The 13407-nt window shown below is 35.5% G+C and carries 22 protein-coding genes; 21 read left to right on the plus strand and 1 reads right to left on the minus strand.

What is annotated here, in order from left to right; translation table 11 throughout:
* Positions 1-182 precede the first annotated feature (182 nt).
* On the minus strand, positions 183-1808 hold the full coding sequence (locus EKM03_RS03080; protein WP_233584051.1) for a hypothetical protein: 1626 nt from the start codon (positions 1806-1808) through the stop codon (positions 183-185).
* A gap of 272 nt (positions 1809-2080) precedes the next feature.
* Here EKM03_RS03080 and rpsL point away from each other — a divergent pair, with 272 nt between their 5' ends.
* From rpsL to rplR, 21 genes are all read left to right on the plus strand, one after another.
* Positions 2081-2464: a 30S ribosomal protein S12 gene (gene rpsL / locus EKM03_RS03085; RefSeq protein WP_007136570.1), complete on the plus strand. Its 384-nt coding sequence runs from the start codon at positions 2081-2083 to the stop codon at positions 2462-2464.
* Between the two features lie 73 nt (positions 2465-2537).
* Positions 2538-3014: a 30S ribosomal protein S7 gene (rpsG, locus tag EKM03_RS03090; RefSeq protein WP_035668130.1), complete on the plus strand. Its 477-nt coding sequence runs from the start codon at positions 2538-2540 to the stop codon at positions 3012-3014.
* 10 nt (positions 3015-3024) lie between these two features.
* Positions 3025-5181, plus strand: coding sequence for an elongation factor G (gene fusA, locus EKM03_RS03095; RefSeq protein ID WP_126451835.1), 2157 nt, complete (start codon positions 3025-3027; stop codon positions 5179-5181).
* 11 nt (positions 5182-5192) lie between these two features.
* Positions 5193-5498 (plus strand): 30S ribosomal protein S10, encoded by a 306-nt coding sequence (gene rpsJ, locus EKM03_RS03100; protein ID WP_011963470.1) that lies wholly within the window; start codon positions 5193-5195, stop codon positions 5496-5498.
* A 155-nt stretch (positions 5499-5653) separates the two neighbouring features.
* Positions 5654-6271: a 50S ribosomal protein L3 gene (gene rplC, locus EKM03_RS03105; protein WP_126451836.1), complete on the plus strand. Its 618-nt coding sequence runs from the start codon at positions 5654-5656 to the stop codon at positions 6269-6271.
* Positions 6271-6900, plus strand: a complete 630-nt coding sequence (rplD, locus tag EKM03_RS03110; RefSeq protein ID WP_091173690.1) for a 50S ribosomal protein L4 — start codon at positions 6271-6273, stop codon at positions 6898-6900. Before rplC ends, rplD begins: the two co-directional genes overlap by 1 nt.
* Before the next feature lie 6 nt (positions 6901-6906).
* Complete coding sequence (gene rplW, locus EKM03_RS03115; RefSeq protein ID WP_126451837.1) at positions 6907-7197, plus strand: 50S ribosomal protein L23; 291 nt, start codon at positions 6907-6909, stop codon at positions 7195-7197.
* A gap of 9 nt (positions 7198-7206) precedes the next feature.
* Positions 7207-8031, plus strand: coding sequence for a 50S ribosomal protein L2 (rplB, locus tag EKM03_RS03120; protein WP_059114053.1), 825 nt, complete (start codon positions 7207-7209; stop codon positions 8029-8031).
* A 6-nt stretch (positions 8032-8037) separates the two neighbouring features.
* Positions 8038-8316, plus strand: a complete 279-nt coding sequence (gene rpsS, locus EKM03_RS03125; RefSeq protein WP_007136562.1) for a 30S ribosomal protein S19 — start codon at positions 8038-8040, stop codon at positions 8314-8316.
* A 6-nt stretch (positions 8317-8322) separates the two neighbouring features.
* Positions 8323-8733 (plus strand): 50S ribosomal protein L22, encoded by a 411-nt coding sequence (gene rplV, locus EKM03_RS03130; RefSeq protein ID WP_007136561.1) that lies wholly within the window; start codon positions 8323-8325, stop codon positions 8731-8733.
* Positions 8734-8738: 5 nt separating this feature from the next.
* Complete coding sequence (gene rpsC / locus EKM03_RS03135; protein ID WP_126451838.1) at positions 8739-9497, plus strand: 30S ribosomal protein S3; 759 nt, start codon at positions 8739-8741, stop codon at positions 9495-9497.
* A gap of 19 nt (positions 9498-9516) precedes the next feature.
* Positions 9517-9942 (plus strand): 50S ribosomal protein L16, encoded by a 426-nt coding sequence (gene rplP / locus EKM03_RS03140; protein WP_007803637.1) that lies wholly within the window; start codon positions 9517-9519, stop codon positions 9940-9942.
* A 13-nt stretch (positions 9943-9955) separates the two neighbouring features.
* Positions 9956-10141 carry a 50S ribosomal protein L29 gene (gene rpmC / locus EKM03_RS03145; protein WP_091203666.1) on the plus strand — a complete coding sequence of 62 codons (186 nt, stop codon included), beginning with the start codon at positions 9956-9958 and terminating at the stop codon, positions 10139-10141.
* Positions 10142-10158: 17 nt separating this feature from the next.
* Entirely contained in the window at positions 10159-10419 is a 261-nt protein-coding gene (gene rpsQ / locus EKM03_RS03150) for a 30S ribosomal protein S17 (RefSeq protein ID WP_066081027.1), read from the plus strand.
* A 2-nt stretch (positions 10420-10421) separates the two neighbouring features.
* Positions 10422-10790: a 50S ribosomal protein L14 gene (rplN, locus tag EKM03_RS03155; RefSeq protein WP_026717863.1), complete on the plus strand. Its 369-nt coding sequence runs from the start codon at positions 10422-10424 to the stop codon at positions 10788-10790.
* 11 nt (positions 10791-10801) lie between these two features.
* On the plus strand, positions 10802-11116 hold the full coding sequence (gene rplX, locus EKM03_RS03160) for a 50S ribosomal protein L24 (RefSeq protein WP_035668111.1): 315 nt from the start codon (positions 10802-10804) through the stop codon (positions 11114-11116).
* A 2-nt stretch (positions 11117-11118) separates the two neighbouring features.
* The gene (rplE, locus tag EKM03_RS03165; RefSeq protein ID WP_126451840.1) at positions 11119-11670 is read left to right on the plus strand and encodes a 50S ribosomal protein L5; all 552 of its coding nucleotides are present in this window, start codon (positions 11119-11121) and stop codon (positions 11668-11670) included.
* A 3-nt stretch (positions 11671-11673) separates the two neighbouring features.
* Positions 11674-11943, plus strand: a complete 270-nt coding sequence (gene rpsN, locus EKM03_RS03170; RefSeq protein WP_007136553.1) for a 30S ribosomal protein S14 — start codon at positions 11674-11676, stop codon at positions 11941-11943.
* A 140-nt stretch (positions 11944-12083) separates the two neighbouring features.
* Positions 12084-12482 (plus strand): 30S ribosomal protein S8, encoded by a 399-nt coding sequence (gene rpsH / locus EKM03_RS03175; RefSeq protein WP_066081018.1) that lies wholly within the window; start codon positions 12084-12086, stop codon positions 12480-12482.
* Positions 12483-12500: 18 nt separating this feature from the next.
* The gene (gene rplF / locus EKM03_RS03180; protein ID WP_126451841.1) at positions 12501-13043 is read left to right on the plus strand and encodes a 50S ribosomal protein L6; all 543 of its coding nucleotides are present in this window, start codon (positions 12501-12503) and stop codon (positions 13041-13043) included.
* An 11-nt stretch (positions 13044-13054) separates the two neighbouring features.
* On the plus strand, positions 13055-13405 hold the full coding sequence (gene rplR / locus EKM03_RS03185; RefSeq protein WP_113636694.1) for a 50S ribosomal protein L18: 351 nt from the start codon (positions 13055-13057) through the stop codon (positions 13403-13405).
* Positions 13406-13407: the final 2 nt, after the last annotated feature.

The raw sequence follows: 13407 nt of genomic DNA on the forward strand, positions 1-13407 counted from the left end.
CTGGATGCAAAGAAATAGAGACGAAAACTGTTTGCCATGTCAAAAAATGTTTTCTAATTCTTTTATTTAAGTTTTGAAGTAAATTAGAAATTAATTTTAATATGCTATTCGCAATGTTTTTTGATTTTTAAATTTTGACTATTTTTAATAGAACAAAAGTCGTGTAATCGGTTTCTAATGTTTTAAAAAGTGACATTATAGCTGATGTGTACAATTGTATTGTTGATTTCTATTGGTTGATTTGTGGTGCTCCCACTGGCAAGTCCTAATTTGAATAATCCATTTTTTGTTAGTAATCCCAATCCCATTCCAATGCCTATTAAGTTTTCTTTTTTGTCTTGTTGGTCTATTGCGGATTTATCTTTGTAAATACTGTAATCTAAAATTGAATGAACGTAAAGATTGGGAGATACAATATAGCGATACTCCGTGAGTAGTGAAGTCATGAGGTAGGCTTGCAGGCTATTTTCAGCAAAACCTCTTACGCTGTTGAATCCCCCAAAACGATATAATTCGTTTGTGACATAATTATTGCTTTGTAGATAATAATTTAGACTATTTACATAGATGGAATTTTTTTTATTCAGGTTAAAGTTGTGTACACCTTGAATGTTTATAAAAAACTGGTTGCTTTTTGTTGTATTTTCGGATAGGGTATAAAGAACTCTGCTTCCTATTCCGGATTGTAGTGTGAGACTTGATTTTATTGAAAAAATAGAATTGGCTGCGTTTAATTTGATATAATTAAAACTTGACGTTAGGAACGAATTATTGAAATCGCTAATTGGATTATTGTTTAAATTTTGGATAGCGCTGGATTCTGTTTTTTGGTATCCTAAATAAAACCGAGTGTTGTAATTGATGAAGTAGCTCAGGTCTATTGCGGTTTTAGTGTTTTGAAAGGTCGTGTCTTGTCGGAATAGCTGAATTTGTGCTTTTAGGCCTATTGGAGTTTTTAGCAAATAGGGCAATTCAACACTCGCTTTAAATGTTTTTTGGTTATTACCATCGCTTTTCCAATAGACTGAAAGTTGTTCGCCGGTGCCTAAAATATTTTGGAGTTGTACATCTAAATACCCATTTAATGTGATTTTTTGATTTTCATTGTTAGAAAATCCAATGAAACCGTCAAATGTGTTTGATTTTCTTTTTTGAAGATATACGTATACTTTTGTGGTATCTTTTGTAAATAGAATTTCCGGATATTTTATTTGACTGATGAATCCAAAATTTTCAAAATCAGTGTAAATCTGATCGAGTACTTTTTGGTTAAAAATGCTTGTTTTGTATTTTCTGTTTAGTTGAGCAAAATGTCCGGATGGGAATTTTGTAGTTGAATTTGTGTCTTCGTAATTTATGGTTATCGCATTTAAGATTCTTTTCTTGTCGGTTTCTATTTTTAAATTGGCGTACAAAACGGCATTTATTCTTTTGATGTTTGTCAGCTTTAGTTTAGCTAATGCAAACCCATTTTGTTCTAATTCTTGTATTTTTTTACGCAAGTAAAAATCTATTTCTGGGTAAGGTAGTATAATAGTATCTTCTTCTTCTTCTTCTTCTTTTAAAAGTATAGGAAGGTTTGGTTTTTTGTTGCTACCTATATATATATGTATCGCTTTTATTTTTTCTCCTAAATGTATTTTAGCACGATAACTGGAGTCATTTATTTGGATTGGTGGTCCGGTAATGTTGTCAATGTATCCAATTCTTGAAAGATCTTCGGACAGCCTGTTTAATTCAATCTCAATTGATTTTGTGTTTGTGTGTTTTGGGTTATATTTTAAAGAGTCGATTGTCTTTGTTTCCAATATTGATTTTCCTGTAATGAGTACCCGAAAGCTTTGAGCAGAGCAGTGTAAGCCCAAATTAAAAAGGAGAATATAAATAAGGAAGTGCTTCAAGTGAATTTTGTTTTATTAAATAGAATGTAAATATCTGCTTTTTGCGATTAAAATCGAATGATAAAATAATCTTATTGAAAATTAGTGGATTAACGTTTGTAGAATAAAAAATATTTTCTACATTTGCAACCCCGTAAAAAGCGGGAATTTAATATAATAAGAAATTTTTAGTATTAATTATGCCAACAATTCAACAATTAGTAAGAACAGGAAGAACTCAGATAACTAAGAAGAGTAAATCGGTTGCTTTAGATTCTTGTCCTCAAAGAAGAGGGGTTTGTACGCGTGTTTACACTACAACACCAAAAAAACCAAACTCTGCAATGCGTAAAGTAGCGCGTGTACGTTTGACAAATGGTAATGAAGTAAATGCCTACATCCCTGGTGAAGGACACAATCTACAAGAGCACTCGATAGTATTAGTTAGGGGTGGAAGGGTAAAAGATTTACCAGGAGTTAGATATCACATCGTTCGTGGTGCCCTTGATACGTCAGGAGTAGCAGGAAGAACGCAAAGAAGATCTAAGTACGGAGCAAAACGCCCAAAAGAAGCAAAAAAGTAATTTAAAAAGTTATTCTTGTAAAGCCGCGATTCGTCGCGACTATATTAGTATGACATTTTATTAAAAAAAAGACATGAGAAAAAGAGCGGCAAAGAAGAGACCACTTTTACCAGATCCTAGGTTTAATGACCAACTGGTAACACGTTTTGTGAACAACTTAATGTGGGATGGAAAAAAATCGACAGCGTTTAAAGTATTTTATGATGCAATTGACATCATTGAGTCTAAAAAACAAGATGCGGAGAAACCATCATTAGAAATTTGGAAAGATGCCTTAACCAATGTTATGCCTCACGTAGAAGTACGTAGTCGTAGAGTAGGTGGAGCTACATTCCAAATTCCGATGCAAATTCGTCCAGACAGAAAAATTTCTATGGCGATGAAATGGTTAATTCTTTATTCTAGAAGAAGAAACGAAAAATCGATGGCTCAGAGGTTAGCTTCAGAATGTTTAGCTGCGGCTAAAGAAGAAGGAGCTGCTGTTAAGAAAAGAATGGATACTCACAAAATGGCAGAAGCTAATAAAGCATTCTCTCACTTTAGATTTTAATTCTTAAGAAATGGCTAGAGATCTAAAATATACAAGAAACATAGGAATTGCTGCTCACATTGATGCTGGTAAAACAACAACAACAGAGCGTATATTATTCTACACTGGAAAATCACACAAAATTGGTGAAGTACACGATGGTGCTGCAACAATGGACTGGATGGCACAAGAGCAAGAAAGAGGTATTACAATTACTTCTGCAGCTACAACTTGTGAATGGAATTTTCCAACTGAACAAGGTAAAGTTTTATCTGAAACAGCTCCTTATCACTTCAATATTATCGATACACCGGGACACGTTGACTTTACAGTTGAAGTAAACCGTTCTTTGCGTGTTCTTGATGGTTTGGTTTTCTTATTTAGTGCTGTTGATGGTGTTGAGCCACAATCAGAAACGAACTGGAGATTGGCAGATCAATACAGGGTGCCACGTATTGGATTCGTTAATAAAATGGATAGACAAGGATCTAACTTTTTGATGGTTTGTCAACAAGTAAGAGATATGTTGAAATCAAACGCAGTTGCAATCACTTTGCCTATTGGTGAAGAAAATGATTTCAGAGGTGTTGTGGATTTAGTTAAAAATCAAGCTATAGTATGGCATGAAGAAGGTTTAGGAGCAACGTATGATATTGTGCCTATTCCAGAGGATATGCTTGAAGAAGTGAAGGAGTACAGATCGATTCTTATTGAGGCAGTAGCTGATTATGATGAGACTTTACTTGAAAAATTCATGGAAGATGAAAACTCTATTACAGAGGAAGAAATCAATATTGCATTGAGAGCTGCTGTAATGGATATGGCTATCATTCCTATGATTGCTGGCTCTTCTTTTAAAAATAAAGGAGTTCAATTCATGTTAGATGCAGTATGTAAATATTTGCCATCTCCAATGGATAAAGATGGTATTGAAGGAATTCATCCTGATGATGCTGAATTGTTAGAAGAAGATCAAACTAAAATATTGCGTAAGCCCGATGTTAAAGAGCCATTTGCTGCTTTAGCTTTCAAAATTGCTACTGACCCATTCGTAGGTCGTTTAGCTTTCTTCCGTGCTTACTCAGGACGTTTAGATGCGGGTTCTTACGTTTTGAACACACGTTCAGGAAATAAAGAAAGAATTTCTCGTATTTACCAAATGCATGCAAACAAACAAAACCCAATCGATTATATCGAAGCGGGTGATATTGGAGCGGCAGTTGGATTTAAAGATATCAAAACTGGAGATACGTTGTGTGATGAAAAACACCCAATTATTCTTGAGTCTATGAAATTTCCAGCACCGGTTATTGGTATTGCAATTGAACCTAAAACTAAGGCTGACGTAGATAAAATGGGTATGGCTTTGGCTAAATTAGCTGAAGAGGATCCTACATTTACGGTTAGAACAGATGAAGCTTCTGGGCAAACTATTATCTCAGGTATGGGTGAGCTTCACTTGGACATCTTAGTTGATAGAATGAGACGTGAATTCAAAGTTGAAGTAAACCAAGGTGAGCCTCAAGTTGAATACAAAGAAGCATTTACAAAGTCTGCTCAACACAGAGAAACGTACAAGAAACAATCTGGTGGTCGTGGTAAATTCGGTGATATCGTATTTAGATTAGAGCCAGCTGATGAAGTTGATGGTAAAGCTCCTGTTGGATTGCAGTTCGTTAATGCTGTCAAAGGTGGTAACGTTCCTAAAGAATATATACCATCTGTAGAAAAAGGTTTTAGAGAAGCTATGAAAACTGGTCCTTTAGCAGGATATCAAGTAGATAGTTTGAAAGTAACTTTATTGGATGGGTCTTTCCATCCTGTGGATTCTGATGCACTTTCTTTTGAGCTTGCAGCAAGAATGGGGTATAGAGAGGTAGCTAAAGCAGCTGGTGCTGTTATATTAGAGCCAATCATGAAAATGGAAGTGATTACACCTGAAGAAAACATGGGAGATATCGTAGGTGATATCAACCGTCGTAGAGGTCAGGTAAATGATATGGGTGATAGAGCGGGTGCTAAAACCATTAAAGCCGATGTGCCATTATCAGAAATGTTTGGTTATGTTACTACTTTAAGAACTTTATCTTCAGGTCGTGCAACATCAACAATGGAATTTTCACATTACGCTGAAACTCCTTCGAATATTTCGGAAGCAGTTATCAAAAAAGCAAAAGGAAACGCTTAATCTTTAAGAAAATGAGTCAAAAAATCAGAATAAAACTAAAATCTTACGATCACATGTTAGTAGACAAGTCTGCTGAAAAGATTGTAAAAACAGTTAAAAGTACAGGAGCAGTTGTTACAGGTCCAATACCATTACCAACTCACAAAAAACTTTTCACAGTATTACGTTCTCCACACGTTAACAAAAAAGCAAGAGAGCAATTTGAAGTAATGTCATACAAGAGATTGATTGATATTTATTCCTCTTCATCAAAAACTATTGATGCCTTGATGAAACTGGAATTGCCTAGCGGTGTTGAAGTAGAGATCAAAGTTTAAGTAGCTTACTAGTAAGAAAAGGACGCTGTTTTTAATCGAAAATTATTTTTTTGGTTTGTGTGTAAATAAGTTATACATTTGCACCCACTTAAAAAATAGGATTTGGTTAAAAGCTGCGTTCTATATTTATATTTAATAATTAATAATTAATAATTATGTCTGGGTTAATTGGTAGAAAAATCGGCATGACTAGCATTTTCGACGAAAACGGGAAGAATATTCCTTGTACAGTAATCGAAGCTGGACCATGTGTTGTTACCCAAGTCAGAACCAAAGGTGTTGACGGGTATGAAGCGTTGCAACTTGGTTTCGATGACAAAAACGAGAAACATTCCACAAAAGCGGCTTTAGGTCACTTTGCAAAAGCGGGAACTGTAGCTAAGAAAAAAGTCGTTGAATTCCAAGATTTCGCAACAGAACAAAAATTAGGGGATCTTATTGATGTTTCTATTTTTGCTGAAGGAGAATTTGTAGATGTGCAAGGTGTATCTAAAGGTAAAGGTTTTCAAGGGGTTGTTAAACGTCACGGTTTTGGTGGTGTTGGTCAAGCAACTCACGGTCAACACAACCGTTTAAGAGCGCCGGGTTCTGTAGGAGCGTCTTCTTATCCATCCAGAGTATTCAAAGGAATGCGTATGGCTGGACGTATGGGAGGAGACAATGTAAAAGTTCAAAACCTTAGAGTTTTAAAAGTAGTGGCTGAAAAGAACCTACTTGTTATTAAAGGATGTATTCCTGGATGTAACAACTCTTATGTAATCATTCAGAAGTAATGGAAGCAAAAGTATTAGATTTCAACGGAAAAGATACTGGAAGAAAAGTGCAACTTTCTGATTCAGTATTTGGTATAGAACCAAACAATCACGCAGTATACCTTGATGTTAAGCAATATCTTGCTAATCAAAGACAGGGAACGCACAAAGCTAAAGAAAGAGCTGAAGTAGCGGGAAGTACGCGTAAGATTAAAAAACAAAAAGGAACTGGTACTGCTCGTGCGGGTAGTGCAAAGAATCCATTGTTTAAAGGTGGTGGAACAGTTTTTGGACCAAGACCAAGAAGCTATTCATTTAAATTGAATAAAAGCTTGAAACGTTTGGCTAGAAAATCTGCTTTCTCTATTAAAGCTAAAGAATCGAATATTATCGTTCTTGAAGACTTTAATTTTGAAACACCAAACACTAAAAATTTCATCAACGTTTTGAAAGCTTTAGAGTTAGAAAATAAAAAATCCCTGTTTGTGTTGGGTGATGTAAATAAAAATGTATATTTGTCGTCACGCAATTTAAAAGGCTCTAGCGTAGTAAGTAGCTTAGAATTAAGCACTTACGCTATATTAAACGCTAATAATTTAGTGCTTTTAGAGAGTTCTTTGGAGATAATTGAAGAAAATTTAAGTAAATAATAGGATATGAGCATCATAATTAAGCCTATAGTAACGGAAAAAGTAACCAAAGAAAGTGAAGTTTTAAACCGCTTCGGATTCGTTGTTGATAAAAAAGCAAACAAAGTGCAAATTAAGAAAGCTGTTGAGGCTGCTTATGGAGTAACTGTTTTAAGTGTCAATACGATGAATGTAAGGCCAGATAGAACTACTAAATACACTAAAAGTGGTTTAATAAGTGGAAAGACGAATGCAACTAAAAAAGCAATTGTTCAAGTACAAAAAGGAGAAACAATTGATTTTTACAACAATATCTAAGATAGAAAAATGTCAGTAAGAAAATTAAAACCTATTACCCCAGGTCAGCGATTTAGAGTTGTGAATGGTTATGACGCCATTACAACTGATAAGCCGGAACGCTCTTTGATAGCGCCGATAAAAAACTCTGGTGGTAGAAATAGTCAAGGAAAGATGACCATGCGTTATACGGGTGGTGGTCACAAGCAGAGATATCGTATCATTGATTTTAAACGTACTAAAGAAGGAATTCCTGCTACGGTAAAATCAATTGAGTATGATCCGAATCGTACTGCATTTATCGCTTTGTTAGCGTATGCTGATGGAGAGAAAACGTATGTTATTGCTCAAAACGGATTGAAAGTTGGTCAGAAATTAGTTTCTGGTCCAGAATCTCAACCTGAAATTGGTAATACTTTACCTTTAAGTAGAATTCCATTAGGAACTGTTATTTCTTGTATCGAATTGAGACCAGGTCAAGGAGCTGTAATAGCTCGTTCTGCTGGAACATTTGCTCAATTAATGGCAAGAGATGGAAAATACGCAACAATCAAAATGCCTTCTGGTGAAACAAGATTGATCTTGTTGACTTGTTCGGCTACAATTGGAGCGGTTTCTAATTCAGACCATCAATTAGTTGTATCAGGAAAAGCTGGTAGAACAAGATGGTTAGGTAGAAGACCTAGAACAAGACCTGTAGCGATGAACCCTGTCGATCACCCAATGGGTGGTGGTGAAGGTCGTTCTTCTGGTGGACATCCACGTTCAAGAAATGGAATACCAGCAAAAGGTTATAGAACTCGTTCTAAGAAAAACCCGAGTAACAAGTATATCGTAGAACGTAGAAAGAAATAATAAGATATGGCACGTTCATTAAAAAAAGGACCTTTCGTTCATTATAAGTTAGACAAGAAAGTTCAAGAAAACATTGCAGGTGGAAACAAAGGAGTTGTTAAGACATGGTCTAGAGCTTCTATGATTACTCCAGACTTTGTTGGGCAAACTATCGCAGTTCATAACGGTCGTCAATTTGTACCAGTTTACGTAACAGAAAACATGGTAGGTCACAAATTAGGAGAATTTTCACCAACTAGATCTTTTAGAGGTCATGCTGGAGCAAAAAATAAAGGTAAAAAATAAGAAGCAATGGGAGTTCGTAAAAGAGAAACAGCAGATGCGAGAAAAGAGGCTAATAAGTCTATTGCTTTCGCAAAATTGAATAACTGCCCCACTTCACCTAGAAAAATGCGCTTAGTAGCGGACTTGGTAAGAGGTCAGAAGGTAGAAAGAGCATTGAACATCTTAAGATTTAGTTCTAAAGAAGCTTCAAGAAAATTAGAAAAATTGGTTTTGTCTGTAATTGCCAACTGGCAAGCAAAAAACCCTGACGCTAATATGGAAGAAGCAGGTTTATTTGTAAAAACGATTACAGTAGATGGTGGAATGATGTTGAAAAGACTTCGTCCAGCTCCACAAGGTCGTGCACACAGAATAAGAAAACGTTCTAATCACGTTACAATCGTGCTTGGATCTATTAATAACACACAAGCAATTTAATAAAGATGGGACAAAAGACAAATCCAATTGGAAATAGACTTGGTATCATCAGAGGATGGGACTCAAACTGGTATGGTGGAAATGATTACGGTGATAAACTTGCCGAAGATTATAAAATCAGAAAGTACATCCATGCTCGTTTATCAAAAGCTAGTGTATCAAAAGTAATCATCGAGAGAACTTTGAAACTTGTAACCGTTACTATCACTACAGCCAGACCGGGTATTATTATCGGGAAAGGTGGACAAGAGGTAGACAAGTTGAAAGAAGAACTTAAGAAAGTTACTGACAAAGAGGTTCAAATCAACATCTTTGAAATCAAAAGACCTGAGCTTGACGCGTATCTAGTTGCTACCAGCATCTGTCGTCAAATCGAAAGCAGAATTTCTTACAGACGTGCAATCAAAATGGCAATTGCCGCCTCTATGCGTATGAACGCAGAAGGTATCAAAGTTTTGATTTCTGGTCGTTTGAATGGTGCTGAGATGGCTCGTTCAGAAGGTTTCAAAGAAGGTAGAATTCCTCTATCAACTTTCAGAGCTGATATTGATTATGCTTTGGCAGAAGCTCATACTACTTATGGTAGAATGGGGATCAAAGTGTGGATCATGAAAGGTGAAGTTTATGGAAAGAGAGATCTTTCTCCACTTGCCGGAATGGACAAAAAACAATCTGGTGCTGGTGGTAAAGGTGGCGATTCTCCTAGAGGAGACAGAAAGCCTTTTAATAAAGGTGGTAAACCAGACGCTCGTAAACGAAAGTAAATTTTTAAATTAAAGAAAAATGTTACAGCCTAAAAGAACAAAATACCGTAAGGTACAAAAAGGTAAAATGAAAGGGAATTCTCAAAGAGGACATGAACTTTCTAATGGAATGTTTGGTATTAAATCTGTACATGAAGATGGAATGTTCTTAACTTCTCGTCAAATAGAAGCTGCACGTATCGCTGCAACTCGTTTTATGAAAAGAGAAGGGCAGTTATGGATCAAAATATTTCCAGACAAACCAATTACTAAGAAGCCTCTTGAGGTACGTATGGGTAAAGGTAAAGGAGCAGTTGAGTATTGGGCTGCCGTTGTTAAACCCGGAAGGATTATGTTTGAAGTTGGAGGAGTTCCTTTGTCAGTTGCTAAAGAGGCGTTACGTCTTGCAGCTCAAAAGCTTCCAGTAAAAACTAAATTCGTCGTTGCTAGAGATTTCGAAGCATAATCTATATTATATTATGAAACAATCAGAAATAAAAGATCTTTCTGCAGCAGAGTTGCAAGAAAAGCTTAGCCAAACTAAGAAAACATACGCTGATCTAAAAATGGCTCACGCTATTTCACCAATTGAGAACCCACTTCAAATTAGAAGTGTAAGAAGAACAGTTGCAAGATTAGCTACTGAACTTACTAAAAGACAATAACTGTAGTCTGCTGAAAGATGGAAGAAAAAAGAAATTTAAGAAAAGAAAGAGTTGGTGTTGTAACTTCGGACAAAATGGATAAATCTATTGTTGTTGCAGAAGTGCGTAAAGTAAAACACCCATTATACGGTAAGTTCGTGTTGAAAACTAAAAAGTATCACGCACACGACGAAATGAACGACTGTAACATTGGAGATACGGTAAGGATTAGCGAAACGCGTCCTTTAAGTAAAACCAAATGTTGGAGGTTAGTTGAAATCTTAGAAAGAGCTAAATAATTATGGTACAACAAGAATCAAGACTAAAAGTAGCAGATAATACTGGAGCAAAGGAAGTTTTAACTATCCGTGTTTTAGGAGGTACCAAAAGAAGGTATGCCTCTGTTGGTGACAAGATTGTAGTTTCTATCAAAGATACTGCTCCCAACGGAAGCGTTAAAAAAGGAGCTGTTTCAACTGCAGTTGTTGTACGTACCAAAAAAGAAGTAAGAAGAGCCGATGGTTCATACATTAGGTTTGATGACAACGCATGTGTGTTATTGAATGCTGCTGGTGAAATGAGAGGAACTCGTGTTTTTGGTCCGGTAGCAAGAGAACTTCGTGAAAAACAATTCATGAAAATTGTATCATTAGCACCAGAAGTGCTTTAATTCGTTTTAAGATGATAAAGCTAAAAATAAAATCAGGTGATATAGTAAGAGTAATTGCTGGAGACCATAAAGGTGCTGAAGGTAAAGTATTACGTGTTTACCGTGAGAAAAACAAAGCGATTGTTGAAGGTGTTAACATGGTATCGAAACATACGAAACCAAGTGCAAAAAGCCCTCAAGGTGGTATCGTAAAGAAGGAAGCTTCTATACAAATATCTAATATTTCTTTAATTGATCCTAAAACTAAGGAAACAACAAGAGTTGGTATTAGAGTAGAAGGAGATAAGAAAGTAAGATTTTCAAAAAAATCTAATCAAGTACTATAGTAATGGAGTATATACCTAGACTAAAAGAAGAATATAAGAGCAGAGTAATTGCTGCTCTTAAAGAGGAATTCGGATACGTAAACGTAATGCAAGTTCCAAAATTGGAAAAAATCGTTTTAAGTAAAGGAGTTGGTGCAGCTGTATCTGATAAAAAACTAATCGACTACGCGGTTGATGAGTTGACAAAGATTACTGGACAGAAAGCAATATCTACTATTTCAAAGAAAGACGTTGCGTCATTCAAATTGAGAAAAGGGATGCCTATTGGAGCAAAAGTTACTTTGCGTGGAGAAAGAATGTATGAGTTTTTAGATAGACTTATTACTTCAGCTTTACCACGTGTAAGGGATTTCAGTGGTATTAAAGCTACTGGTTTTGATGGAAGAGGAAATTATAACCTTGGAGTTTTGGAGCAAATCATTTTCCCGGAAATTGATATTGATAAAGTTAACAAAATTTCAGGTATGGATATTTCTTTTGTAACTACTGCAAAAACAGACAAGGAAGCAAAATCATTATTGGCTGAACTAGGTTTACCTTTTAAAAAGAATTAAGACATGGCTAAAGAATCAATGAAAGCCCGCGAGGTTAAGAGAGAAAAAACAGTTGCTAAGTATGCTGAGAAAAGAAAAGCTTTGTTAGAAGCTGGAGATTTCGTAGGTTTGCAAAAGTTGCCAAAAAATGCTTCACCAGTTCGTTTGCACAATCGTTGTAAATTAACAGGTAGACCAAGAGGGTATATGCGTCAATTCGGTCTTTCACGTGTTACATTTCGTGAAATGGCAAATAACGGATTGATACCAGGTGTTAAAAAAGCATCTTGGTAAAATTCAATTATGAATTTCAAATTATGAATTACCTTTTAAAAAGTAATTCGTAATTTGAAATTTGTGATTATAGAAATTTATAAATTGGTTTCAGGTTCGACAAATACTTTGTCGAAAACCGTTGCCGCAAATCAATACACATGTATACAGATCCTATTGCAGATTATTTGACGAGAGTTAGAAACGCTGTGGCTGCAAACCACAAAGTCGTTGAAATTCCTGCATCTAATCTAAAAAAAGAAATAACTAAGATCTTATTTGATCAAGGTTATATCTTGAGTTACAAATTTGAAGACAACGCTGTTCAGGGTTCAATCAAAATTGCTTTGAAGTATGATAAAGATACTAAAGAGTCCGTAATTAAAGATATCCAAAGAATTAGTAAACCAGGTTTACGTAAATATTCAAGTTCTTCTACCATTCCTAGAATCCTTAATGGATTAGGCATCGCTATTGTATCTACTTCTAAAGGGTTGATGACAGGAAAAAAAGCGAAGCAATTGAATGTAGGTGGTGAAGTAATTTGTTACGTATACTAATTTAAAGACTATAATAAGATGTCAAGAATAGGTAAAAGTCCGGTTGTAATCCCTGCTGGTGTAACTGTTGAAGTTGCAAATGGTATTATTACAGTAAAAGGAAAAAATGGTCAACTAACTCAGGAGTTTTCGGACGTTACTGTTACAGTTGAAGGGGATCTAGTTCAAGTAGAAAGATCTTCTGATCACAAAGACCAAAGAGCAAAACACGGTTTGTATAGATCTTTGATCAATAACATGATTATCGGTGTAACAGATGGTTTTACTAAGTCATTAGAATTGGTAGGAGTTGGTTACAGAGCTTCAAATCAAGGACAAAAATTAGATTTAGCACTTGGTTATTCTCACAATATTGTTTTAGAAATTGCTCCAGAAGTGACTTTAGAAACAATATCTGAAAAAGGTAAAAACCCTATCGTGAAATTAACATCATTTGACAAACAACTTTTAGGGCAAGTAGCTGCGAAAATCAGAGGTTTCCGTAAGCCTGAGCCGTATAAAGGAAAAGGTGTTAAGTTTGTAGGGGAAGTATTAAGAAGAAAAGCAGGTAAATCAGCTTAAAAAATAAGATTATGTCATTAACAAAACCTGAAAGAAGACAACGAATTAGATTCAGAATTAGAAAAACAATTAGTGGTACTGCTACTAATCCAAGACTATCTGTATTTAGAAGTAACAAAGAAATTTACGCGCAACTTATTGATGACGTAAACGGAGTTACTATATTGGCGGCTTCTTCAAGAGAAAAAGAAATAGGTAACGGTACGAACATTGAAGTTGCTACAGCAGTTGGAAAACTAGTTGCTGAAAAAGCTTTAAAAGCTGGGATAGACGTAGTAACTTTCGATAGAGGAGGTTATTTATATCACGGACGTATTAAATCATTAGCGGAAGGCGCAAGAGCGGCTGGACTTAAATTCTAATA

The sequence above is a fragment of the Flavobacterium sp. GSP6 genome, assembly GCF_003984855.1.
In the GTDB taxonomy this organism is placed as follows: Bacteria; Bacteroidota; Bacteroidia; order Flavobacteriales; family Flavobacteriaceae; genus Flavobacterium.